This window comes from uncultured Candidatus Thioglobus sp., from assembly GCF_963981275.1.
GTDB lineage: Bacteria > Pseudomonadota > Gammaproteobacteria > PS1 > Pseudothioglobaceae > Thioglobus_A.
This window is the reverse complement of the sequence record NZ_CAXCCZ010000007.1, coordinates 22735-47071: the sequence shown is the minus strand read 5'-3', so window position 1 is coordinate 47071 and position 24337 is coordinate 22735. Positions and strand designations below refer to the sequence as shown.

The window sequence follows — 24337 nt, the reverse complement described above, 5'->3', positions numbered from 1 at the left end:
AGATAGAGTTACGCACAATGATACCTGCCAAGGCAATCCAGCCAATCATTGAGGTAGCGGTAAATTCTGCACCTAACAACCAATGACCCGGAACAATACCCAATAGTGTTAAGGGAATTGGTGCCATGATAATTGCTGGAATAATGAAGTTACCAAATTGCCAAACAACCAACATATAGATAACAACAAGCGCAACACCAAATGCAGTACCCATATCACGGAAGGTTTCAAATGTTACTGTCCACTCACCACCCCATTCAAATCCTGGGATATTTTGATTTTTTGGTGGCCCTAAGTACTCACCTTGAAGCTGTGTACCGTCTAATGTTTGATATCTAAGTAATAAATCATCTACAGCAAACATGGCATAGATTGGTGCACTAAGACGACCTATTGGCTCGCCCAATACATACTCTACATCTGCTAGATCCTTATGGTAAATAAGATCATCTTCCTTCTTATAGCTAAACGAACCTAATTCGGAAATAGGAATCATACTGCCATGCTGAGATGGCACAGGAAGTTGTGTTAAATATGAAAGTTGAGAGCGCTTTGTCAATGGCACCTGAAGACAGATGCGTGAAGGCTCTAAGGCATTTTTCAGGCGAATAGTGCCCACATTAAAACTACTCATAGCCATAGCTAACGTTTCTTTAATAGTCATAACACTAACACCAAATCTTGATGCCTTGGCTGTATCAACCTGAAAGTCAATTACCGGATATTCATCGCGCATTAGATTATCAACATCTGCCATAGTGCCAGATTCAACAAATAATTCAGTTAAGTCATTCGCCAGTTTACGGCGAGTATCTTTATCAGGACCATAAACCTCTGCTACTACCGGTCTTAATACTGGGGGGCCAGGTGGCATCTCAACAACAGCATAATCTGCACCAGCATCTTCGGCAATTGTTTTTAATAAACCGCGAGCTTCAAGTGCAATTTCATGGCTAGAGCGTGAACGATCGGCTTTTTCTGCAAGTTGCACCTGCAACTCACCAACAGATGAAGATTGGCGTAAGTAAGAGTGCCTAACCAGGCCGTTGAAATCAAACGGTTTTGCTGTACCCGAGTATGACTGAATGTCAATAACCTCTGGAACATTGCGAAGCGTTTGCGCCATCAAGTGTAGTGTTGAAGCAGTATCCGCCAATGAGGTTCCATCAGGCATATCCAGCACAATACCAAACTCTGATTTATTGTCGAGTGGCAACATTTTAACAGGCACTGCTGTTGTATAAAACATCGACATGGCCAAGAAGAACACAACCACCAAGCCTAGTAAAAAGCTCCAACCATAAGCTGCTTTATTAAACAGTTTAGAGATGGTCGAGTGATAAAAAGAGTACATTATTTTTGCTTCTCTTTCTTCCTTTTCATGCATTTTGTGTAAGACGTTCAAAGGGGGAACGAACTTCATAATAAAGTAAGGTGTAAAGACAAATGCAGCAAACAACGAGAACATCATTGCAACAGATCCCAAAACTGGTATTGGTGCCATATATGGCCCCATCATGCCACTTACAGCCGCCATTGGTACAAGTGCCGCAACCACTGTAAAGGTTGCTAAAATTGTAGGGTTTCCTACTTCGCGCACTGCATCAATTGCGGTACCGATGGTAATTTTGTTATCAATCAGCCAGCGTCTATAAATATTTTCCGTGACAACAATTGCATCATCAACCAAAATTCCTATTGAAAAGATAAGGGCGAATAAACTCACCCTGTCAATTGTCATGCCTAAAATCCAAGCAGAGAAGATTGTCATTAATAGCACAACTGGAATAACCAGGGTAACTACGATCGCCGGACGAACGCCCAATGCAAACCAAACTAGCAAGGTAACAGCACCTGTGGCGATGAATAACTTCTTAATAAGAGCGTTAACCTTGTCCTTTGCAGATTTTCCATAGTTTCTAGTAACTGCTATTTCCACATTGTCTGGAATTAATCGACCTTTTAATTCTTCCACTTTGGCTAGAATATTTTCAGCAACTGCCACACCATTGGAGCCAAACTTCTTAGCAATTGCAATGGTGACCGCTTGCTCTCCAGTGGCTTTTTGGTTTGTCTTGTTAGCCTTGCCTGTGTAGTAACTCACCATATGTTCAGTTTCTTCTGGTGCGTAATAAACATCGGCAACATCTCGAATATAGATAGGCTTGCCATCATTAATAGCAACTACTAAATTTTCAATATCTTCAACTTTAGTAAAGAAGTCACCCGAATAAACTTCCATTTTGTAACCGTTTAGCTCGATATTGCCCGTGTGTTCACGAACATTAGCATTGCCCACTGTGCCGGCTATTTGCTGAATAGAAACACCATAGCCAGCTAAACGACCCGGATAAGCATCAATATGGAATATTTCCTTGCGACCACCAACAATGAAGCCGTTATTGGTATCTTTAACTTTTTCTAATTGCTGGATTAACTCCAGACCAAGCGAGCGCAACTGTCCATCATCTAAGGATTTGGACCATAGGGTTAAATTGATAATGGGTACATCATCAATCTCTTTAGGCTTGATCAGAGGCTGCCTTGCACCAGGCGGCATAAAGTCAAGATTGGCCAGCATCTTGTCACGAACCTTAATAATAGATGCGTTCATATCTTGACCCACATCAAATTCAACCGTGATAATTCCCTGGCCTTTGTCACTCACTGAATAGACATGTTTTACGCCTAAAATCTGCGACATTAAACGCTCTAATGGCTTAACCACGATATTAGAAACCTCTTCCGATGAAGCGCCTGGGTACTCAACAAAGAGATCAATTAGAGGAACTGAAATTTGTGGATCCTCTTGTCTAGGTGTTGAGATAAGACCGATAATACCGGCGCCCAACATAGCAAAGAAAATAATAATAGATAAAGGCGAAGTAATAAAGGCCTTGGTTAGCTTTCCAGCAATACCAAGTTCGTATTCCTTTATAGCTTCCTTAATTACTTTTTGATTTATATTCTTATCTTTAGAAAGATCAATATGTTCGTGTTTTGACATAATTCCCTTAGATACTCATTCCTGAAACCATTAATATATTTGGATTGGCAACAATCTTTTCACCAATTTTTAAGCCCGATAAAATACTTTTCTTATCCTTACCCACCTGTTCACCTAAGCGAATAAAGCGTAATTCTGTTTTGTTGGTGAGCGGATTGATAACAAAAACACTTGGTAGAGATGAGCGCCACATAATAGCCACCTCGGGAACAACTGGTGTTAGTACGCCTGAATCTGTTTCAAAAATTTCCACCTCTGCATACGCACCCGGAAGAACTGGAACGTTAGCAGGTAAGTCAAGCTTTACTTTAACACTGTGCTTAGCGTTATCAGCAATTGGATAAATTTGTGCTAATTTGGCATCAACTACAATATTAGCAATATCTAACTTAACTCGATAGTCTTTATTAAGTTTTAAACTTCTAACCAGTCTTGACGGAATGTTAACTTCAACTTGAAGTTCTTTAATGTTGGCAAACTTTAGTAAAATTTGACCTGGCTGGACAATGTCACCTTCATTAATCGATTTAGCAACAATAACGCCGTCAAATGGCGCGCTAACATTGGCATCTTTTAAGCGTGATTCAATTTGTTTTAAATTATTTTCCGCCTGAGTAAGTTTATTTTTAGCTTGTTGATAAGCTGTATATCTTGAGGTTCTATTAGCAAATTTGTCAAATTCAGGGTTGCCTTGGCCACTCATCTTTAACATAGGATCAGTAAACATTGAGAACATACCAGGCACACCACCAAGCATACCGCCCCCATTAGGGGAGACGATAGATTGTGAATACTGTACACCTGCATTTCTCAAAGCCTCATTAGCTGAAGCAATTTCAGCATAGGCAGAGTCACGCTGTGCTTGAATAGATTCTTGTTCCAGCGTTACAATGGTTGAGCCTTTCTTAAACATATCACCTTCACGACCGTTAACAACCAAGACATCACCTGACACTTGAGCTGATAAATTAACCTGTGAAGAAGATACTACCGCACCCCCTAAAAGAGCTCTTTTATCTAGTGACATGCCACTAACTGTTTGAATGTTATAAACGGAATCAAAATTGTTGGCATTTTGATTCATGATTTGCGCCTGTAAAGGCACTGAAAATGTGAGTAAAACTGATGTGACTAAAGGTGTAATTGTGAAGCGCATAGTTAACCTGTTTTTTAGTATGAATTTAATTATTATTAATCGGAATTTTATAGGAATCATTTTACTTATGTTTATTATTTAATTTAAATAGCCGGCAAACTCTTTTTTTAAATTATAAGTATTTGATTTTTAACTATTTTTTTTATAAAAAAAAATATCCTAGTATATAAAATCTTGCTTATATATTAACACTATAATATAAGTTATTAATTTCACTAATTTATGCTATAAATGACGATTGCATTTACCCCAGGAGAGCCTGGCGGAATTGGCCCAGATTTGGCTGTTATTTTTGCTCAAAAAAAGTCAACTAATAATTTGTTGACTTTTGCCGATCCTGATATCTTATTAAAGCGTGCAAAGCAGCTTAATTTACCCTTAAAAATTGTTGAATCTGAGCACTCTTCAGCTAAACAACAGCTTTGTGTCTATCCTATTAAAACGAACGGTGTAGTTAATACTGGAATGTTAAATGTGGAAAATGCACAATATGTACTTAACACCTTAGATATAGCCACTGAATTTTGTTTAAATGGACAGTGTGATGCTTTAGTTACTGGCCCTATCCATAAAGGCATTATTAACACGGTTAATCCTGGGTTTACTGGACATACAGAATATCTAGCTTCATTAGCCAACACCGAAAAAACGGTGATGATGCTAGCCACCAAAGGATTGCGCGTTGCATTAGCAACAACACACCTTCCCCTTTCCCAAGTTGCCCAAAATATTCAGCAAGAGTCGCTTGAAAAAACCATACGCATCATTCATAATTCACTAGAGGGTTACGGCATCATTCATCCGCGTATCGTTGTTTGCGGGCTTAATCCTCATGCTGGCGAAGATGGTTGCTTGGGTCGAGAAGAGATAGACATTATCAACCCGCTGATTCAGCAGCTTAATCAACAAGGGTTAAATTTGGCCGGCAGTGTGCCTGCCGATACTGCCTTTACAGTTGATGCACTTAAGGGGGTTGATTGTGTACTCAGTATGTATCATGACCAGGGTTTGCCAGTACTTAAAACGCTAGGTTTTAAAAAAGCGGTAAATATCACCCTTGGACTGCCTTTTATTCGTACCTCGGTTGACCATGGTACCGCCTTGTCACTTGCTGGTAGTGGCAATATTAGCTTAGGGAGCTTGCATACTGCGTTAGAATATGCGCAAGATTTCATTAATAAGAAAAATGTCTAAGCGATACACTACCAATCCTACAAAGCATAAGGCGCGAAAACGTTTTGGTCAAAATTTTTTGACAGATCAAAAGATTATTGATCAAATCATTGCCACCATTGCACCTAAACGTGATGACAATTTACTTGAAATTGGCCCTGGACAAGGCGCTATGACACTGCCTTTGCTAGATCGAGTGGATGAGTTAAATGTAATTGAAATCGACCGAGATTTAATCGACATATTAAATAGTCATAAAAAACCCAATTTAACGATTCATCAAGGTGACGCGCTTAATTTTGATCTTGATGATTTTAATCCGCCGATTAGAGTGGTGGGCAATCTTCCTTATAATATCTCATCTCCCATTTTATTTCACTTGCTTGAGCATCGAGACAAGGTTATAGATATGACCTTTATGCTGCAAAAAGAAGTGGTAGAGAGAATGTCAGCAAATCATGGTTCTAAAATTTACGGTCGATTGAGTGTCATGATGCAAGCATTTTTTGATGTGGAATTGATCTTTGTTGTACCTCCAGAATCTTTTGATCCGGCACCAAAGGTTGATTCTGCTATTGTTTATTTAACACCTCTAAAAACCTGTAAAGTTGATAACATTAAGCCTTTTGAAGAATTGGTAAAGGCTGCCTTTGCCCACCGTAGAAAAACCCTTAGAAATTGTTTAAAATCATTAATAACGCAAGAGCAAACCAATATTGACCTTTCTCAGCGCGCTGAAATGCTAGATGTCGATACCTTTATTACCCTAACCAAAGATTATGAAAAACTCCATCAAAATTGAAGTTCAAGTTAATTTTATTAAAGAGCAGTCTAGTGCTGCCATTAATCAACATACTTTTGCCTACACCATCACCATGACAAATAACGGCTTGATTGGCGCCCAACTACTTACTAGACGTTGGCGCATTCAAGATGAAACAGGCCATACTGAAGATGTGATTGGTGAAGGTGTTGTGGGACAGCAGCCACATCTAATGCCAGGAGAGTCTTATCAATATTCGTCAGGCTCAGTAATCAAGACCGCCACCGGAACCATGAAAGGCGCTTACGGCATGGTAAATGACGAAGGTGAGCGTTTCGAAGCTGAAATCCCTGAATTTATCTTAAGTGAGCCCTACACCCTACATTAGATGTCTGATTATTTAATTGGTGATGTTCAGGGTTGTTACGATTCATTACAACGCCTATTAAAAAAAATAAACTTTTCCCTGGATAAAGATCGTCTTTATTTTCTGGGAGATGTGGTTAATCGTGGCAACAAATCCTTGGAAACTTTAGAATTTATCAAAGAAAATGCTGACAACACATCTATGGTTTTGGGTAATCATGATTTTCATTTATTAGCCTGTACTATTGGCAATATCAATCCCAATAAAAAAGACACTTTTAGCGATATAACAAATGCAAAAAATGCTACAAAACTATTAGAGTTTTTGACTCAACAACCTTTAGTTATTCATGAACAAAACGCCTTAATGGTTCATGCTGGTATTCCACCAAATTGGGATAAAAACACTGTATTGACTCAAGCAGCTCTAGTTCAAGCGAACTTGCAAAGTGAAAATTTAGCTGAATTTTTAACAAAAATGTATCACAATCAGCCAGATACCTGGCATGCCAATTTAGGTGAGATCGAGCAATGTCGATACACTGTTAATGCACTTATGAGAATGCGCTTTTGTAAGGCTGATGGTCAGCTAGAATTTGCCCACAAACTAAATTTTGACCAGGTGCCCAAGGGTTATAAAGCTTGGTTTATGCATGAACACCGACTACTTGAGCAAACAGATATCTTTTTTGGACACTGGTCTACGCTCACCAATGTCGTGCAAAAGCGTATTTTCCCAATGGATCACGGTTGTATATGGGGCGGACGTTTGAGTGCTATTAGACGATCAGACCAGCAAGTATTCTCTATAGATTGCTAAAGGTTCACTTGACCCTCAAAGACAAACTCAGCAGGCCCTGATAAAAATACTGAGCCACCCTTTTGATATTCAATAGTTGCATCGCCGCCAGTAAGATGTGCGCAGACAGTTTCATCTAATAAGCCTTGCTCAACCCCATGAACTACAGCTGCACACGCACCACTGCCACAAGCCAGCGTTTCACCAGAGCCACGTTCATAAACTCGTAGCCTTATTTCTTGACGATTAATAATTTGCATAAAGCCAATATTAGCTTGATCAGGTAAGGTGTCACTTGCTTGAATTTGTGTAGCGATACTAGTCACATCCAACGTTGACAATTCTTCTACAATTAAAACACAGTGAGGGTTGCCCATAGACAAAACACCCATTTCAAATCCTTCAATGAAATAGGTTGACTGAACTTCTGGTTCAATCAGTGGAATGCTGCTTGGTTCAAAATTTGGCTTACCCATATCAACACGCACGGTGCTGTCTGGATTGATGTGTAATGTAATAACACTTGAGTGAGTTTCAACAGTAATAGGATTATGACTGGTCAGGCCTTTTTGGGTGACAAAACGCGCAAAACAGCGAGCACCATTCCCGCATTGTGACACTTCAGATCCATCTGCATTATAAATAATATAGCGAAAATCAACATTTGGAGAAATACTTGACTCAACAACCAGTAACTGATCAAAACCAACACCGAAATGTCGATCAGACAAATTAGTAATCACTTCGGCGCTAAAGTTTATGTCACCACTTGTATTATCGACCATCATAAAGTCGTTTCCAAGCCCGTGCATTTTTGTAAAATTTATCAACATAGGCTTTATTTTATCCACTTATAAAGCTAAAGGTTAATGAAAACGATAGTTCTGCTAAAATATCGCCTATATTTATCCATAAGGAAAATCATGCAAACACCAAGTAATATCACTCTGAATAAAGACAAAAACCTATTAACTTTGACTTTTGAGGGTATCGACTACCCATTAAGTGCTGAGTTCTTAAGAGTTTACTCACCTTCAGCAGAGGTGGTTGGTCATGGCCCTGGTCAAGAAACCTTGCAACTAGATAAAGAGAATGTAAAAATTGATCGGATTACACCTACAGGCAATTATGCCATTATTCTATTTTTTAGTGATGGACATGATAGTGGTATTTATTCATGGTCACATCTGCACAAGCTAGCTATAAATCAAGAATCTCTGTGGACAACCTACTTAAAACGCCTTAAAGATGCGGGGCATTCTCACACTCAGCTATAGCTCACATGGGCTTTTTAACCGCTCTATTATCATTTGCCATCACTATTGGTATTTTGGTTACCATCCATGAGTATGGCCACTATTGGGTGGCTAAAAAATTCAACGTCAAAATACTTAGATTTTCTGTAGGATTTGGCAAAGTTATCAAATCTTTTCAACGGGGTGAAACTGAATTCACCCTGTGCGCAATCCCTTTGGGTGGTTTTGTTAAAATGCTGGATGAAAATGAAGCGCAAGTTGCGGATGATGAAAAGCATCGCGCCTTTAACAGGCAATCTGTATACAAGCGATTTGCCATTGTTGCAGCAGGACCAATTGCCAACTTTTTGCTAGCCATTATTCTTTATACCTTTATCTTTATTGCTGGCGTAAGTGGCATTAAGCCAATTGTTGAATCTGTTACAGAATCAGGATTTTTTGATCAAGCGGGCTTACAAGCAGGTGATGAGTTACTTAGTATTAACAACATTCCAACGCCCAGTATTAGTGAATTTTCTACTCAGTTCATTCAAGCAGATGAAGATCAACCTTTAGTTATACAAGCCCGCTCTAATCATGAAAATCTTAAAACAACCACCCTTAATTTAACAAATGACTTTTTAGCTAATCCGGAGCAAGGGCTTGATCGCTATTTAGGGTTTAAATTTGCAATGCCTAGACTACCTGCAATTATTGATCAAGTTGTGCCTAATTCTGCCGCCAGCAAAGCAGGATTAAGGTCTAATGATGAGGTGCTTAGCGCCAATGCTCAAAAAATTAGCACTTGGCAGGACTTTGTTGTTGCTATACAAGTCAAGCCTATTAAACCTATTGATCTGCTGATTAAGCGTAATGGCGCCACTTTAATGCTGACACTAACGCCAGAGCTGTACAACAACTCTCCTAAGGCTGGTGTCAGTGTTGTGGTGCCTGAGAATTACTTGGAAGATTGGCAAGTTGTGCTTGAAAAAGAGCCGATTGAAGCGCTTATTTCTGCAGGATCCAAGGTTTATCAATTAACAGTATTAAACCTAAAAATGATCAAAAAAATGATTATTGGCGAGGCTTCAATGGATCAAATTAGCGGTCCGGTGAGTATTGCTAATTATGCCGGTAAAAGTGCAGAGGTTGGCCTGATACCTTTCTTATCTTTTTTAGCGCTAATTAGTATTGGCCTTGGCCTGCTAAATTTACTCCCCATTCCCCTGCTAGACGGCGGACATTTACTCTTCTATGTGCTTGAAATTATCAAAGGCTCACCTGTGAGTGACTCTATACAGCAAATATTCGCCAAATTTGGACTCTTTGTTATTTTGTCATTAACCCTTGTTGCGCTGTATAATGACTTGATACGTTTATTATAATCTTATAAATTCTATGAAAAAATCGCTACTTAAAATTTTAGTTTCTGCCAGCATTATTAGCTCTTCTGTAGCACTTGCTGACCCCATTAAAAGCATTGAAATACTAGGCCTAAGCTCTATCTCTAGAGGAACCGTGTTGAGCTATTTGCCGGTTGAAACAGGAGATGATTATAACAATCAGGTTTCTGGCCAGATTATTCGAGATTTGTACAAAACTAACTTCTTTAAAGATATTGAGGTTTCTCAAAAGGATAGCATCTTAAAAATCAATCTTCAGGAAAATCCACACATCAAATATATTGATGTTCTTAATTATTCAGACAAAGTTATCGATGAAGAAAGGCTGACTCAAATCCTTAAGAATATGGACTTATCTCAAGGTAAGATTTTTAATAAACGTCAGCTCAATAAGCTTATTGAGCAACTAGAATCTACTTACGTTTCTAAAGGTTATTACGGTATAAAAATCACTAAAAAAATAGAGACTGACGCTCAAAATCGTGTTGGTATTGAACTGGATGTTCACGAAGGTGAAGTGGCTAGAATTGGTTCAATGAAAATTACAGGTGGCAATATTCATGATGAAGATGATTTGCTTGACTTATTCGAAATTGGTGAAGCTGATTTTTTCATTATTAATTATTTTACTGAAAAAGACCACTATTCAAAAGTTGCGCTAGATGCCGGTGTTGAGGCCATGAAATCTCTTTATGTTAATTCAGGCTACTTAGATTTTAAAATTAACAAAATCGAAACTGAGCTATCAACTGATAAGCAAAACATTGATATTGACATTCAAATTAGTGAAGGTGCCGAATACAAAGTAGGCGCTATCAGCTTTACAGGTGACCTTCTTAACCAGTCTGTTGAAGAGTTAAAAGAGCTGTTAACCATTAACACTAACGACGTTTTTGAACGTAAAAAAGTTATTGAAAGTATTCAGGCAATCACCGATGTGTTTGCAGATCAAGGCTATGCTTTTGCTAAAATTAATCCAATTACTAAAGAAAATACTGACTCACACATTATTGATCTAGAAATTGACATCGCGCTTAATAAAAAAGTCTATATTAATCGTATCACCATTGTCGGCAACACCCGAACTCAAGATGAAGTTATCCGTCGTGAAATTGGTATTAACGAAGGCGGCTTGTACTCAAATACCGAACTAGATGAATCCATTAAGAAAATTAAGCGTCTAGGCTTCTTCTCTGATGTAAAAATGGAAGTTTCGAAACTCAAAAACTTTAGCGATAAAATCAATCTACACTTTAGTGTGGAGGAAACCAAAACAGGTACCTTTTCAATTGGTTTGTCGCATTCAAACAGCTCGGGCGCCTCATTTAATATGGGTGTTAAAGAAAACAATTTCCTAGGCACGGGCAACACACTCAATGCTGCATTTTCTAATTCAGAGGCAGTACAAGAGATGAGTTTTTATTTTGCTGATCCATACTTTACCGAAGATGGCCACTCTATTAGTTATGGTATTTTTACCAAATCTATTGATGGTGCAAGCCTTGATGTGTCCTCATATAAAATTGATGAAAATGGTTTTAGTCTAGGCTACGGCATTCCAATCACTGAAAAGACACGCATTGGTGCAGATATTAGGGTTTCAAGTCGCGATATTTCTTGTGGCACCACCTTTGCAACACAAGAAGTAACCCAATGTGCGAGTGGTGATAAAACCGAAGTTAAAACCAATCTTAATTGGTCTAATAACACTTTGGATAATTTTAATTATCCAACTGAAGGTAGTAAAAACAATCTGAGCCTTGATTTAACCTTGCCGATTGCAGATTTTCAATACTACAAACTTGATGCTTCACATAAAAGTTATTACCCATTGGGCAATGATTTAACCTGGAAAATAAACGGTAGTTTAGGATTGGCACAAGGCTATGGTGATAAAGAACTACCTTTCTTTAAGCGCTACTATGGAGGTGGCTCATCCTCAGTAAGAGGCTTTGACTTTAACTCGTTAGGTGCCACCTATACTGGAACGACAACAGCAAAAGGTGGTGAGCTTTCTATGCTGGCTGGAACATCAATTATCTCACCAATGAAGTTTATTAATGATAGTAAAAATATGCGTATGAGCGCCTTTATTGATACGGGCGCTATTGAAGAAAAGGCATCCAATATTGGTTTTGATCAGATTCGAGCTTCAGCCGGTGTTGCATTCTCATGGTTAACCCCGGTTGGGCCTCTAGGTATTTACGCTGCCAAGCCTCTGGTTAAAAAGACAGATGATCAAACCAAGACCATTGAATTTACACTGGGTACCAGCTTTTAAAAATACTGTACTAGGATAATATGCATACACTAGGGGAGATTGCCAAACTTGTTAATGCTGAATTAGTTGGCGATGGCGAGCTAAAAATTACCAGTCTGGCCAGTATTGATTGTGCAAAATCTGACCAACTCAGCTACGTGGTCAGTGAAAAATATCAAGAGCAATTATCAAGCACCCAAGCAAGTGCTGTTATTATTAGCAAATCCTTGCAAAAATACTGTAACACCAGCGCTATTATTGTCGAAGATGTGTATTTGGCTTTTGCACAAATAACTCATCTGTTTAAACCAAAAGTAATTCACATTAGTGGCATTCACTCCAGTGCCGACACACATAACGCTACAATTGCACCAAACTGTTGTATTGGTAAAAACACTTCGCTAGGTATTAACACCATCATTGGCGCCAATACCATTATTGAAGATAACAGCTCAATTGGCGACAACTGCATTATTGGTTCAAATGTTAGTATTCTTCAAGGCTCCACCATTGGTAATAATACCGTTATTGAATCTGGCGCTGTAATTGGCTCTGAGGGCTTTGGCAATGCTAGAGATAAACACAAACATTGGCATTCAATTGCTCATTTGGGTAATGTTATTATCGGTGATCGAGTTAATATTGGCGCTAATACCACGATAGATCGTGGCACTTTAGAAGACACCCATATTCATCAAGGAGTTCGCCTTGATAATCTTGTGCATATCGCTCATAATGTTATTATTGGTGAAGACACCGCGATTGCTGCATGCACTGGCATTGCAGGCAGTACACAAATTGGAAAGCGCTGTATGATTGGCGGCATGGTAGGTGTTGTTGGCCATTTGAGCATTTGTGATGATGTCATTGTGAATGCTAAAAGTACCATTGATAAAAATATTACAGTAGCCGGCATGTATACCGGGATTATGCCGTTAATGCCTCATAAAAAATGGCAGATTATTGGTGTTTGGCTAACAAAACTTGATAAAATCACGCAATATTTAAATATCAAACTCTCTCATTTAAAAGGAAAATAATTATGGAAATGAATATTCAGGACGTTAAAAATTACCTACCACACCGCTACCCTTTTTTACTGATTGATCGTGTTTTAGAGATTGAAATTGGAAAGACCTTGGTGGCCTTGAAAAATGTCACCTTTAACGAGCCTCAATTCACTGGTCACTTCCCTTCACAGCCTATTATGCCAGGTGTTTTAATTGTAGAAGCATTGGCACAAGCAACGGGAATTTTGGCGTTTAAATCAGAAGTTGGAAAGCCCATTGATGGGCAGATTTATATGTTGGTTGGTGTTGACAAAGTGCGCTTTAAGCGTATGGTTGAGCCAGGTGACCAACTACGCCTAGAAGTGGAAGTGATGACGGTTAAGCGTGGCATCTGGAAATTTAAATGTAGAGCGCTGGTAGATGGTAAAGTAGTGACAACTGCTGAACTTATGTGTACGCAAAAAGCAGCAGAATAAAATAATAACCAAAAATTCTTGAGGAGAATCATGTGGCTATAGATCCGAGTGCAATTGTTGACCCAAGTGCAAAAGTTCATAAAAGTGCAGAGATTTGCGCTTACGCAGTAATTGGTGCGAATGTTGAGATTGGTGCTGGAACCATCATTGAGTCTCACGCAGTGGTCCAAGGCCCTACCAAAATTGGAAAAAATAACCATATTTATTCATTTGCCTCTATTGGCGGTGACCCTCAAGATATTACCTACGAAGAGGGGCAAGAATCCAACCTAGTCATTGGTGATGAGAATTTAATTCGTGAATTCTGCACCATTAATCGTGGCACCGAAAAAGAACAATCGTTAACTCGAGTTGGCTCCAATAACATGTTGATGGCTTATGTTCATATTGCCCATGATTGTCATATTGGCGATCATGTAATCATGTCTAACAATGCCTCACTAGCCGGACATGTTAAGGTTTTTGATTGGGCGATTTTAGGAGGCTTTACCCTAGTTAAGCAATTTTGCATGATTGGTATCCACACCTACATCGGCATGGGTTGTCAAGTAAACAAAGACATTCCAGCCTATATGGTGGCCTCTGGAACTCCAACTCGAGTTCGAAGTATTAATGCCGAGGGGATGCGTAGACGCGGTTTTTCATCAAGCGCAATTGCCTCAATCAAGCGTGCCTTTAAAGTAGTATACAGAGAGTCAACAGGCCGACTATTAGATCAAATGCTTCAAGAATTAGAAGCTTCAGAGTCTGATAGTCCTGAGGTTATGCAGTTTGTTAACTGTATTCGCGGCTCAAAAGTGGGCATTATGCGTGGCCCTGTCGAGGAATAAAGTCTTTCCTATTAATGGATAAAAATTTTCTAAAGTCAAGCGGTATTGTCACTAGCATGACTTTCTTATCTAGAATTTTGGGCTTAGTACGAGATTATTTTATTGCTAAATATTTTGGTGCAAATGGCTTAACTGACGCGTTTTTAGTAGCCTTTCGCATACCTAATTTTCTCAGAAGGCTGTTTGGTGAAGGTGCCTTTTCTCAAGCTTTTGTCCCTATTTTGGCAGAAGCCAAGGCTCAGGAAACTCAAGAAGAAGTTCAAAACATCATTAACCACATTAGTACCAAATTCCTAATCGTACTAATTATTATCACCCTAATCACGGTTGTTATTGCGCCAGTGGTTATCTTTGTATTTGCCTGGGGTTTTTATTTTGATGAGGATTTGACCAAATTTAACCTCGCATCAGACATGCTACGCATCACTTTTCCTTATCTTTTACTCATATCGTTAACCGCCCTTTCTGGCAGTATTTTAAATACTTATGATAAATTTGCAGTGCCTGCATTTACACCAGTATTGCTCAATATTTCTATGATCTTATCCAGTGTTTATTTATCGCAACACCTAGATGAGCCGATTATGGCACTTGCCTGGGGTGTGCTAATTGGCGGTTTATTGCAACTGGCCTTTCAAATTCCATTTTTAATTAAAATTCGAAAATTACCCAAACTTGTTCGAGGCGATCATAAAGCGGTTAAAAAACTTAAAAAACGCATGTTGCCGGCTTTATTTGGTGTGTCAGTCTCGCAGATAAATCTGCTAATTGACACCATGATCGCCTCGGTTTTGGTTAGTGGTAGTGTTTCTTGGTTGTACTATTCGGATCGTTTATTGGAGTTACCTTTAGCGCTTATTGGTATCGCTTTAGCAACTGTTGCATTGGCTAAGCTTAGTAAGCACTATGCAAACAAAGACACCAAACAATTTACTCGAACCATTGATTATGCATTAAAAATTGGCTTGATTTTAGCTTTGCCCGCTTGTGCAGGATTGATACTACTTGCCGAACCGCTGATCATCACCTTGTTTCAATACGATAAATTTAGTGTATTTGCCGCGCATCAATCCTCTCTTAGCTTAATAGCCTATGGCTCAGGTCTGGTTGCTTTTATTATGGTTAAAATTCTGGCACCAGTTTTTCTAGCCAGAGGCGACACTAGAACGCCCGTTAAAGCTGGCGTTATCGCCATGCTTTCCAATGTAGTTTTAAATGGTATTCTTGGCTATTACTTTGACCACGTTGGCTTGGCGATTGCTACCTCAATTTCCGCCCTACTCAATGGCTCACTTTTGTATTATTATTTAAAAAAACAATCAATCTTTACTTTTTCTCAAGATTTAATCAAAATGCTTTTTAAAGTTTTAATGGCAAGCTTTATAATGGTGCTCTTTATTTTGAACTTTGATCAAACACAGAGTGTTTATGTTAATGCAGATGCATTATCTAGAGTTAGTATGCTTATCACCACTGTTTGTTTGTCAGCGTTCATTTATTTTTTAAGCCTAAGAGTATTAGGCGTTAGGATGAAAAAATTATGAATACCGTACAGTGTGTCAAACTTAACCAAGAACTTGAAGCGCTAGATCGCGCACCCTACCCAGGCGAGCTAGGCCAAAGAATTTTAGCCAATGTCTCTAAACAAGGCTGGCAACAATGGCTTGATCATCAAACTATGGTTATCAATGAAAATAACTTAAGCATGATGGATCCTAATGCGCAGAAATACCTAAAAGAGCAAATGGATAAATTCTTCTTTTCAGAGGAAGGTGCTGATGATGTTCAAGGCTATACACCACAATCATAATGGCTAATTTATTTATTGTAGCCGCACCTTCAGGCTGTGGCAAGACCTCTCTGGTCAAGGCGCTTATTGAAAAAACTAAAAATTTGTGTGTATCAGTTTCTCACACAACACGTGATGCACGCCCTGGTGAAGAGCATGGTAAAAACTACTTTTTTGTCTCAAAGCAAGAGTTTGATCAAATCAATCAGGAAAATGGCTTTATTGAATCTGCACAAGTATTTGACAATTATTACGGTAGTGCCAAACAAACCGTTAAAGACTTGCTAGATACAGGCACAGATGTTATTTTAGAGATTGATTGGCAAGGTGCTAGGCAAGTGAAAGAATCATTTACCAATGCCATTGGCATATTTATTTTGCCACCCTCTGAATCAGCATTGCGAGAACGTCTAACTGATCGAGGTCAAGATGACCAAAGCATTGTTGATAGACGCATGCGTGATGCCGTTAGCGAAATGCAGCATTACAATGAATTTGACTACCTAGTGATTAACGATGATTTTGAAGTGGCGCTAGAGGATTTATCAAAAATAATCCACACTCATCGTCTGCAACTTTCTCAACAAACAATAAGGTATCAATCCTTGCTTAACTCATTGATTTAACCTATAATATTACTTCCTAATTATATTAATCTTTTTTTAAATGAGTTCAGAGTTCGCCCTACCGATAGCAAGCACTTCAGGTGCACTAGGTGTTCAAAAATACCCCCCGATACTCACCGCTGAGCAGGAACATGATTTGGCCATCAAGCTATACGAAAATCACGATTTAAGCGCAGCAAGGCAGTTAGTCTTATCACATATGCGTTTTGTTGCCTTTATTGCGCACGGTTACAAAGGCTACGGCCTTGAACAAGCAGACTTAATACAAGAAGGCACTATCGGTTTGATGAAAGCGGTTAAACGCTTCAACCCTCATAAAAACGTACGCTTAGCTTCATTTGCCGTATATTGGATTCGCGCTGAAATTCATGAGTTTATTTTTAAAAATTGGAAAATTGTCAAAGTAGCAACGACAAAAGCTCAGCGTAAATTGTTTTTCAAATTAAAACAAGCCAAATCAAAAATATACAATTCTTTAAATAATGACCAAGCCGATCAAATTGCGCAAGATTTAGGTGTTAGGCGTAAAGATGTGTTGGAGATGGAGTCTCGCCTGCAATTTAATGATGTGGCGTTTGAAAATTCTGACGATGAGGATTCAAATGCACCAGAGCAATATCTGACCAATGAAGATACACAAACACCCGAGCAGCTATTATTAGCTAACGATACTCAAAAAAATCAACAACAACAACTCTACAAAGCACTTTCTTCACTTGATGAAAGAAGTTTGGATATTTTGCAGTCTAGATACTTGAAAGAAGAAAAAACAACCCTACATACTCTAGCAGACAAGTATGGTGTTTCTGCAGAAAGAGTTCGCCAACTTGAAAACAAAGCCATGCAAAAAATTAAATTAAATCTAGAAGAATCTTCTATTTAATTTTTTCAAACATTAGCTTTAAATTTATCATTCATTAATCAGGAGAAAAAATGAATATCCGTCCCCTTCACGACCGTGTGATTGTTCGTAGAATAGAAGAAGAAAAAACAACTGCAAGTGGCTTAATTATTCCAGATTCAGCTACTGAAAAACCCTCTCAAGGTGAAATTGTAGCCGTAGGTAAAGGCAGAATAACGAGCAATGGCAGTATTGTTGAGTTGGAAGTAGCAGTTGGTGATAGCGTTATATTTGGCCAATTTGCAGGATCAGAAATTAAGTCGGATGGCGAATCTCTTCTAGTGATGCGCGAAGATGACATTGTGGCAATCATTGATTAAAGGAGAATAAAATCATGTCAGGAAAGGATATTAAATTTAGTTCAGACGCTAGAAACTTAATGCTAGATGGCGTTAACATGTTAGCTAACGCAGTTAAAGTAACACTAGGTCCAAAAGGTAGAAATGTTGTTATTGACCGTTCATTTGGCTCGCCTCATATCACCAAAGACGGTGTTTCAGTTGCTCAAGAAATTACACTTGAGAACAAATTTGAAAATATGGGTGCGCAGATGGTTAAAGAAGTTGCCTCTAAAACCAACGATATTGCTGGTGACGGAACAACAACTGCAACCGTACTAGCGCAAGCATTAGTTGTAGAAGGTGTTAAATCTGTAGCAGCAGGCATGAATCCTATGGATCTTAAGCGAGGCATTGATAAAGCAACCGAAGCTGCCGTTAGCGCATTACGCGAGCTTTCTCAGCCTTGCAACGATACAAAGGCAATTGCTCAAGTGGGTACAATTTCTGCTAACTCAGATTCTTCTGTTGGCGACATTATTGCCGAAGCAATGGAACGAGTTGGACAGGCAGGTGTTATCACTGTGGAAGAAGGCTCAGGCTTTGATAACGCACTAGAAGTAGTTGAAGGTATGCAATTTGATCGTGGTTACCTATCTCCATACTTTGTAAATAATCAAGATGCAATGACAGCTGATCTTGATCAGCCATTTGTATTGCTACACGATTCAAAAATTTCAAATATCCGTGACTTATTGCCGACTTTAGAAATCGCTCAAAAATCAGGCCGTCCTTTATTGATTGTTGCTGAAGATATCGAAGGTGAAGCTCTAGCAACACTTGTCGTTAATAATATGCGAGGTATCGTTAAAGTTGCTGCAGTCAAGGCGCCAGGATTTGGTGATCGTCGTAAAGCAATTTTACAAGACTTAGCAATCCTAACAGGTGGTGAGGTTGTTTCTGAAGAGGTTGGCTTGTCACTTGAAGCGGTTACTGAACAACATTTGGGCAATGCAAAGCGCGTAGAAGTTGGTAAAGACAATACGGTTGTTGTTGATGGTGCTGGTAGTAAAGAGACTATTGATGGTCGTGTTGCTCAAATTAAGGCACAAGTTGAAACAACTACTTCTGATTACGATAAAGAAAAGCTACTTGAGCGCTTGGCTAAGCTTTCTGGTGGTGTTGCTGTTATCCAAGTTGGTGCTGCAACTGAAGTTGAAATGAAAGAAAAGAAAGATCGTGTTGATGATGCATTGCATGCAACTCGAGCTGCTGTAGAAGAAGGTGTTGTACCAGGTGGTGGTGTTGCTTTAGTCCGCGCAATTAGCGCAATGGCTGATCTTAAAGGTGATAACCACGACCAAGATATTGGTATACAAATTCTGAAGCGTGCAATGGAATCGCCACTAAGACAAATTGTTTCTAATGGTGGTGGTGAAGCTTCTGTTGTACTTAACAACGTTGCCAATGGTGAAGGTAATTATGGATTCAATGCTGGTAGCGAAGCTTATGGCGATATGCTTGAAATGGGTATTCTAGACCCAACCAAAGTAACGCGTGCAGCTTTGCAACATGCAGCAAGTATTTCTGGCCTAATGATCACAACAGAAGCTATGATTACTGATACTCCTCAAGAAACTGCAGCACCTGCTGCACCGGACATGGGTGGTATGGGTGGCATGATGTAAATCAGCCGCTAATAGCAATTAAAAAGCCCCGTTTTACGGGGCTTTTTTTTGGTATGATACTTGGCAGATATATTCTTGGGTAGGCATAAAAAATGAGTAATTACGATTCTTCCTCCATTGAGGTTTTAACTGGTCTAGAGCCTGTTAGAAAGCGCCCTGGTATGTATACTGAAACCGAGCGCCCAAATCATTTAGCTCAAGAAGTGATTGACAATAGTGTCGATGAAGCGGTTGCAGGGCATGCAAATAAAATTAACGTTGTCCTGTATAAAGACGGCTCTCTTTCAGTTGAAGATAATGGTCGTGGCATGCCAGTCGATATGCATGCTGGCGAGGGTCAGTCAGGTGTTGAGGTTATTCTAACCAAGCTCCATGCAGGTGGTAAATTCTCCAATGATTCTTACCAATTTTCTGGTGGCTTACACGGTGTAGGCATTTCAGTGGTTAACGCACTCTCCACTTTGGTAGAAATTTGGATTAAACGGGATGCTAAAGAGCACCATATTAGCTTCTCAAATGGATCTAAAAAAACCGAATTAGAGGTTATTTCCAGTGTTGGAAAGCGCAACACAGGCACCAAGGTAAGATTTACACCAGACGCTCAATTCTTTGATACCGCCAAATTTTCTGCCACAAAACTACGCCATAATTTACGCTCTAAAGCAGTCTTATGTCCAGGTCTAGAAGTTAATTTTTATAATGAAATTGATGATACTACCGATAAATGGATGTATCAAGAAGGCTTGAAAGATTACCTATCAATGGCGCTTGACGGGCTAGACAATCTCCCTGAAAAACCTTTTGTGGTTAATTTTTCTTCAGATGAGCAACAGTTGAATTGTTCATTGGCTTGGACTCAATACAATACCAACGTTGTTGCTGAAAGTTATGTCAACCTTATTCCTACAATTAATGGCGGCACGCATGTTAATGGTTTACGCTCAGGTTTGACTGATGCACTCAAAGAGTTCTGTGAATTCAGAGATCTCATTCCAAAAAACATTAAACTCACCCCAGATGATGTTTGGCAGCGAATTGCTTACGTGCTTTCGATTAAAATTTTAGACCCTCAGTTTTCAGGTCAAACTAAAGAAAGACTGTCATCAAGAGAGTGTGCCGCTTTTGTATCTAACGTGGTCAAAGACGCCTTTAGTCTGTGGCTTAATCAGCATACTGACGTGGCTGAACAAATCGCCCAACTGGCTATTTTAAATGCCCAGTCACGGCTTAAAACTAACAAAAAAATTGTCCGTAAAAAAATTGTTAGTGGCCCCGCCCTACCCGGAAAATTATCAGATTGCACCAGCACCGACCTCTCTCAAACTGAAGTATTTTTAGTTGAAGGTGACTCAGCTGGCGGCTCTGCTAAACAAGCACGAGACAAGGAATATCAAGCTATTCTACCGCTTAGAGGTAAGATTCTAAACACCTGGGAAGTTGACTCAGAACAAGTACTGGCCAGTAATGAAATACATGATATTAGTGTTGCCATAGGGCTTGAGCCTGCTTGCGAGGACTTGTCAAATTTAAGATATGGAAAAATCTGTATTTTGGCCGATGCTGACTCAGATGGTGCTCATATTGCCACACTCATCTGCACCTTATTTGTTAAACATTTTCCAAAATTAGTTAAAGAGGGGCATATTTATGTTGCTATGCCACCTTTATATCGTATCGATGCTGGCAAGCAGGTGCATTACGCCCTAGATGATGGCGAGCGTGATAGCATTATTCGCAAAATCGAATCTGAAAATAAACGCGTTAAAATTCAAGTTCAGCGCTTTAAAGGCTTGGGTGAAATGAACCCTGCACAACTCAGAGAAACCACCATGCTGCCGGATACTAGACGTTTAATTCAGCTAACGCTCGACAACCCACTGCAAGTTGAACAAACCATGGACATGCTTCTGAGCAAAAAACGTGCACCTGATCGCAAACAATGGCTAGAAGAAAAAGGTAATTTGGCCAATGTCTGACGCCAAACCTAAAGCCGTTGTCTTGCTTTCTGGAGGGTTGGATTCAACCACCACACTCGCCATCGCAAAATCCCAAGGTTTTGAGTGTTTTGCACTCAGCTTCGATTATGGTCAAAAACAAAAATCTGAGCTGGTTACTGCCGCTAATGTTGCTAAAATTTTCAATGCAACTGAGCATAGAATTATGAAAATATCTTTGTCAGATATTGGTGGATCAGCACTAACCGATGACAACATCGATGTACCCGATTTTAAAGAAAGTGACGAAATCCCCATCACCTATGTTCCTGCTAGAAATACGATTTTTTTATCTTATGCATTAGCATGGAGTGAAGTGCTTGATTGCCAACATATTTTTATTGGTGTCAATGCACTAGATTACTCTGGCTATCCAGATTGCAGACAAGAATACATTGATGCTTTTTCAGTTATGGCAAACCTTGCCACCAAACAAGGCGTTGAGGGGCAAAAGATTAACATACAAACCCCGTTAATAAATCTGAGCAAGGCTCAAATCATTCAGCAAGGAGTGGCGCTAGGTGTTGATTATGCCAACACCACTACCTGTTATCAAGCCAATGAAAACGGGGAAGCCTGTGGCGTTTGCGACGCCTGCGAATACCGCAAAATAGGCTTTTTTGAAGCAAAAATAAAAGATCCAACTCGTTATCAGGCTTAATTCATATTTTTTGCAATTTAGTCTTGTTTTGCGGTCAATAATCGATAAAATAATAACTTTATTAAACCAAACAGGAAGTAACAAATGAGCATTGAGGAAAGAGTTAAAAAAGTTGTATCTGAGCAATTAGACGTAAGTGGTGATATTGATAATAACGCTTCATTTATCGATGACTTAGGTGCAGACTCTCTAGATACTGTTGAGTTAGTAATGTCTCTTGAAGAAGAGTTTGACTGTGAAATCCCTGACGATCAAGCAGAAAACATTACAACAGTTCAACAAGCCATTGACTACGTTAATAACAATTTGTAATTTCCGTTTAGCTTGCTAAACAACAAGGCGCTTTCTTCTTGGAATTAAGCGCCTTTTTTATTTTTTTAATACAGTGACATTATGAGCAAAAGAAGAGTTGTAATTACTGGTATGGGTATCGTTTCTCCTGTTGGTAACACGGTTGAGCAATCTTGGAGTAATATTCTTGCAGGCAAGTCCGGCATTAATTCTCTAACCAATATTGAAACCGAGGGTCAGTCTGTAACTTTTGGTGGTTCGGTTAAAGACTTTGATATTACTGATTATCTAAAACCTAAAGATGCCAAAAAAATGGATACTTTCATTCATTATGGCATGGCGGCTGGTATTCAAGCTTTTGAAGATTGTGGTGTTGAAGTTACCGAAGAAAATGCTGAGCGTATTGGTGTTGCTATTGGTGCCGGCATTGGTGGCTTAGGAACAATTGAAAAAACAGCTGACCTATTCAGAGAAAAAGGCGCTAAACGCATCTCACCTTTCTTTGTCCCCTCTTCAATCATCAACATGATCTCTGGCAACCTATCAATCAAATATGGCCTTAAAGGGCCAAATTTTGCCATTGTGACAGCTTGCACAACTGGCACGCACAATATTGGCGATGCATCACGTCTAATTGAATATGGCGATGCAGACGTAATGATTGCCGGTGGCGCTGAAATGTCAACCACCAATTGTGGCTTAGGTGGTTTTGCAGCTGCGCGTGCACTCTCTACTCGCAACGATGATCCAGCAACAGCCTCACGCCCTTGGGATAAGGATCGTGACGGATTTGTTTTGGGCGATGGTGCAGGCGTTGTCGTACTTGAAGAGTTTGAGCATGCCAAGGCGCGTGGTGCCAAAATTTATGCAGAAGTTTCAGGCTACGGCATGAGTGGTGACGCCTATCACATGACTCTACCTTCAAAAGGTGGCGAAGGTGCTGCGCGTTGCATGAAGAATGCCATGCGTAATGCCGGCATCAATACCGAACAAATTGATTATATCAATGCACATGGTACTTCAACACCTGCAGGTGATCAAGCCGAAACAGACGCCGCTAAGCTTGCATTAGGTGATCATGCTTATAACTTAGTGATGAGCTCGACTAAATCCATGACTGGACACTTACTTGGCGCTGCTGGTGGTATTGAAGCTATTTTTACCGCGCTTGCTATTAAAGATCAAGTGGTGCCACCAACTATTAACATTATCAATCAAGATGAAAATTGTGATTTAGATTATTGTGCCAATGAAGCTCGACAAATGAAAATCGATCACGCTATTTCCAACTCTTTTGGATTTGGTGGCACAAACGGCAGTATCTTACTTTCTAAAGTGTAAAAAAATGCCCAACATTAAGTTGGGCATTTTTATCATAATATCTTGTGATTATTTATCAACTACAAGATCTACTCCTTTAATTTGATCAGCATCTGCAATCAAACCCATGAAGAATTCATAAACGGCCATCGCACCATTTTGAATGCTACTTAATGCCGCTTCTTTATTAACCACTAACGCCCAACTTTCCGCTGTAGAAACAAACTGAATTGCACCACCAATTAAAGCCAGAATAATAATAACACTTAAGATAAATTTAATCATTGTCTTTTCCTTGAAAAATAATAAAA

General features: G+C 39.3%; 24 protein-coding genes. 20 read left to right on the top strand and 4 right to left on the bottom strand.

What is annotated here, in order from left to right; translation table 11 throughout:
- Positions 1-3007, bottom strand: a 3007-nt coding sequence (locus tag ABNR88_RS02260) for an efflux RND transporter permease subunit (RefSeq protein WP_348669915.1), incomplete at its 3' end; no start/stop codon positions are given.
- A gap of 7 nt (positions 3008-3014) precedes the next feature.
- Positions 3015-4163, bottom strand: a complete 1149-nt coding sequence (locus ABNR88_RS02255) for an efflux RND transporter periplasmic adaptor subunit (RefSeq protein WP_291925840.1) — start codon at positions 4161-4163, stop codon at positions 3015-3017.
- Positions 4164-4394: 231 nt separating this feature from the next.
- Between ABNR88_RS02255 and pdxA the strand changes: the two genes are divergently transcribed.
- The 4 genes from pdxA to ABNR88_RS02235 are packed head-to-tail and all read left to right on the top strand — an operon-like array spanning position 4395 to position 7285.
- On the top strand, positions 4395-5357 hold the full coding sequence (pdxA, locus tag ABNR88_RS02250) for a 4-hydroxythreonine-4-phosphate dehydrogenase PdxA (RefSeq protein ID WP_291925837.1): 963 nt from the start codon (positions 4395-4397) through the stop codon (positions 5355-5357).
- Entirely contained in the window at positions 5350-6138 is a 789-nt protein-coding gene (rsmA, locus tag ABNR88_RS02245) for a 16S rRNA (adenine(1518)-N(6)/adenine(1519)-N(6))-dimethyltransferase RsmA (protein WP_291925834.1), read from the top strand. Before pdxA ends, rsmA begins: the two co-directional genes overlap by 8 nt.
- Positions 6116-6487 (top strand): Co2+/Mg2+ efflux protein ApaG, encoded by a 372-nt coding sequence (gene apaG, locus ABNR88_RS02240; RefSeq protein ID WP_291925832.1) that lies wholly within the window; start codon positions 6116-6118, stop codon positions 6485-6487. Before rsmA ends, apaG begins: the two co-directional genes overlap by 23 nt.
- On the top strand, positions 6488-7285 hold the full coding sequence (locus ABNR88_RS02235; protein WP_291925831.1) for a symmetrical bis(5'-nucleosyl)-tetraphosphatase: 798 nt from the start codon (positions 6488-6490) through the stop codon (positions 7283-7285). It begins immediately after the preceding gene.
- Here ABNR88_RS02235 and dapF read toward each other — a convergent pair.
- Positions 7282-8091, bottom strand: a complete 810-nt coding sequence (gene dapF, locus ABNR88_RS02230; RefSeq protein WP_291925883.1) for a diaminopimelate epimerase — start codon at positions 8089-8091, stop codon at positions 7282-7284. The genes ABNR88_RS02235 and dapF overlap by 4 nt on opposite strands.
- A 96-nt stretch (positions 8092-8187) precedes the next feature.
- On the opposite strand from dapF, the gene ABNR88_RS02225 reads away from it, so the two are divergent.
- From ABNR88_RS02225 to fabF, 16 genes are all read left to right on the top strand, one after another.
- Positions 8188-8541 (top strand): DUF971 domain-containing protein, encoded by a 354-nt coding sequence (locus ABNR88_RS02225; protein ID WP_291925829.1) that lies wholly within the window; start codon positions 8188-8190, stop codon positions 8539-8541.
- A 5-nt stretch (positions 8542-8546) separates the two neighbouring features.
- Positions 8547-9884 (top strand): RIP metalloprotease RseP, encoded by a 1338-nt coding sequence (gene rseP, locus ABNR88_RS02220; protein ID WP_291925828.1) that lies wholly within the window; start codon positions 8547-8549, stop codon positions 9882-9884.
- Positions 9885-9897: 13 nt separating this feature from the next.
- Entirely contained in the window at positions 9898-12183 is a 2286-nt protein-coding gene (gene bamA / locus ABNR88_RS02215) for an outer membrane protein assembly factor BamA (protein WP_348669912.1), read from the top strand.
- A 20-nt stretch (positions 12184-12203) separates the two neighbouring features.
- Complete coding sequence (lpxD, locus tag ABNR88_RS02210; protein ID WP_348669911.1) at positions 12204-13202, top strand: UDP-3-O-(3-hydroxymyristoyl)glucosamine N-acyltransferase; 999 nt, start codon at positions 12204-12206, stop codon at positions 13200-13202.
- Between the two features lie 2 nt (positions 13203-13204).
- A complete protein-coding gene (fabZ, locus tag ABNR88_RS02205; protein ID WP_291925816.1) occupies positions 13205-13648 on the top strand; it encodes a 3-hydroxyacyl-ACP dehydratase FabZ in 444 nt (147 codons plus the stop codon).
- 32 nt (positions 13649-13680) lie between these two features.
- Positions 13681-14478 (top strand): acyl-ACP--UDP-N-acetylglucosamine O-acyltransferase, encoded by a 798-nt coding sequence (lpxA, locus tag ABNR88_RS02200; protein WP_291925810.1) that lies wholly within the window; start codon positions 13681-13683, stop codon positions 14476-14478.
- Between the two features lie 14 nt (positions 14479-14492).
- Positions 14493-16022: a murein biosynthesis integral membrane protein MurJ gene (gene murJ / locus ABNR88_RS02195; protein ID WP_291925807.1), complete on the top strand. Its 1530-nt coding sequence runs from the start codon at positions 14493-14495 to the stop codon at positions 16020-16022.
- Positions 16019-16288: an oxidative damage protection protein gene (locus ABNR88_RS02190; protein ID WP_291925805.1), complete on the top strand. Its 270-nt coding sequence runs from the start codon at positions 16019-16021 to the stop codon at positions 16286-16288. Before murJ ends, ABNR88_RS02190 begins: the two co-directional genes overlap by 4 nt.
- A complete protein-coding gene (gene gmk / locus ABNR88_RS02185; protein WP_348669908.1) occupies positions 16288-16893 on the top strand; it encodes a guanylate kinase in 606 nt (201 codons plus the stop codon). Before ABNR88_RS02190 ends, gmk begins: the two co-directional genes overlap by 1 nt.
- Positions 16894-16933: 40 nt before the next feature.
- The gene (gene rpoH, locus ABNR88_RS02180) at positions 16934-17776 is read left to right on the top strand and encodes an RNA polymerase sigma factor RpoH (RefSeq protein WP_291925801.1); all 843 of its coding nucleotides are present in this window, start codon (positions 16934-16936) and stop codon (positions 17774-17776) included.
- A gap of 50 nt (positions 17777-17826) precedes the next feature.
- On the top strand, positions 17827-18114 hold the full coding sequence (locus ABNR88_RS02175) for a co-chaperone GroES (RefSeq protein WP_291925799.1): 288 nt from the start codon (positions 17827-17829) through the stop codon (positions 18112-18114).
- A gap of 14 nt (positions 18115-18128) precedes the next feature.
- The gene (gene groL / locus ABNR88_RS02170) at positions 18129-19760 is read left to right on the top strand and encodes a chaperonin GroEL (protein ID WP_291925797.1); all 1632 of its coding nucleotides are present in this window, start codon (positions 18129-18131) and stop codon (positions 19758-19760) included.
- Positions 19761-19852: 92 nt separating this feature from the next.
- Positions 19853-21736: a DNA topoisomerase IV subunit B gene (gene parE, locus ABNR88_RS02165; protein ID WP_291925795.1), complete on the top strand. Its 1884-nt coding sequence runs from the start codon at positions 19853-19855 to the stop codon at positions 21734-21736.
- The gene (gene queC / locus ABNR88_RS02160; protein ID WP_291925792.1) at positions 21729-22415 is read left to right on the top strand and encodes a 7-cyano-7-deazaguanine synthase QueC; all 687 of its coding nucleotides are present in this window, start codon (positions 21729-21731) and stop codon (positions 22413-22415) included. Before parE ends, queC begins: the two co-directional genes overlap by 8 nt.
- Before the next feature lie 84 nt (positions 22416-22499).
- A complete protein-coding gene (acpP, locus tag ABNR88_RS02155; protein WP_053952101.1) occupies positions 22500-22727 on the top strand; it encodes an acyl carrier protein in 228 nt (75 codons plus the stop codon).
- Between the two features lie 81 nt (positions 22728-22808).
- Positions 22809-24047: a beta-ketoacyl-ACP synthase II gene (gene fabF / locus ABNR88_RS02150; RefSeq protein ID WP_291925785.1), complete on the top strand. Its 1239-nt coding sequence runs from the start codon at positions 22809-22811 to the stop codon at positions 24045-24047.
- Positions 24048-24095: 48 nt separating this feature from the next.
- Here fabF and ABNR88_RS02145 read toward each other — a convergent pair whose 3' ends face one another.
- Positions 24096-24311 carry a hypothetical protein gene (locus ABNR88_RS02145; RefSeq protein WP_291925783.1) on the bottom strand — a complete coding sequence of 72 codons (216 nt, stop codon included), beginning with the start codon at positions 24309-24311 and terminating at the stop codon, positions 24096-24098.
- Between the last annotated feature and the right edge of the window lie 26 nt (positions 24312-24337).

Coding starts and splice junctions, on each gene's coding strand:
- ABNR88_RS02255 (WP_291925840.1), bottom strand. CDS start 4,163: ATGCGCTTCACAATTACACCTTTAGTCACATCAGTTTTACTCACATTT.
- pdxA (WP_291925837.1), top strand. CDS start 4,395: ATGACGATTGCATTTACCCCAGGAGAGCCTGGCGGAATTGGCCCAGAT.
- rsmA (WP_291925834.1), top strand. CDS start 5,350: ATGTCTAAGCGATACACTACCAATCCTACAAAGCATAAGGCGCGAAAA.
- apaG (WP_291925832.1), top strand. CDS start 6,116: ATGAAAAACTCCATCAAAATTGAAGTTCAAGTTAATTTTATTAAAGAG.
- ABNR88_RS02235 (WP_291925831.1), top strand. CDS start 6,488: ATGTCTGATTATTTAATTGGTGATGTTCAGGGTTGTTACGATTCATTA.
- ABNR88_RS02225 (WP_291925829.1), top strand. CDS start 8,188: ATGCAAACACCAAGTAATATCACTCTGAATAAAGACAAAAACCTATTA.
- rseP (WP_291925828.1), top strand. CDS start 8,547: ATGGGCTTTTTAACCGCTCTATTATCATTTGCCATCACTATTGGTATT.
- bamA (WP_348669912.1), top strand. CDS start 9,898: ATGAAAAAATCGCTACTTAAAATTTTAGTTTCTGCCAGCATTATTAGC.
- lpxD (WP_348669911.1), top strand. CDS start 12,204: ATGCATACACTAGGGGAGATTGCCAAACTTGTTAATGCTGAATTAGTT.
- fabZ (WP_291925816.1), top strand. CDS start 13,205: ATGGAAATGAATATTCAGGACGTTAAAAATTACCTACCACACCGCTAC.
- murJ (WP_291925807.1), top strand. CDS start 14,493: ATGGATAAAAATTTTCTAAAGTCAAGCGGTATTGTCACTAGCATGACT.
- ABNR88_RS02190 (WP_291925805.1), top strand. CDS start 16,019: ATGAATACCGTACAGTGTGTCAAACTTAACCAAGAACTTGAAGCGCTA.
- gmk (WP_348669908.1), top strand. CDS start 16,288: ATGGCTAATTTATTTATTGTAGCCGCACCTTCAGGCTGTGGCAAGACC.
- rpoH (WP_291925801.1), top strand. CDS start 16,934: ATGAGTTCAGAGTTCGCCCTACCGATAGCAAGCACTTCAGGTGCACTA.
- ABNR88_RS02175 (WP_291925799.1), top strand. CDS start 17,827: ATGAATATCCGTCCCCTTCACGACCGTGTGATTGTTCGTAGAATAGAA.
- groL (WP_291925797.1), top strand. CDS start 18,129: ATGTCAGGAAAGGATATTAAATTTAGTTCAGACGCTAGAAACTTAATG.
- parE (WP_291925795.1), top strand. CDS start 19,853: ATGAGTAATTACGATTCTTCCTCCATTGAGGTTTTAACTGGTCTAGAG.
- queC (WP_291925792.1), top strand. CDS start 21,729: ATGTCTGACGCCAAACCTAAAGCCGTTGTCTTGCTTTCTGGAGGGTTG.
- acpP (WP_053952101.1), top strand. CDS start 22,500: ATGAGCATTGAGGAAAGAGTTAAAAAAGTTGTATCTGAGCAATTAGAC.
- fabF (WP_291925785.1), top strand. CDS start 22,809: ATGAGCAAAAGAAGAGTTGTAATTACTGGTATGGGTATCGTTTCTCCT.
- ABNR88_RS02145 (WP_291925783.1), bottom strand. CDS start 24,311: ATGATTAAATTTATCTTAAGTGTTATTATTATTCTGGCTTTAATTGGT.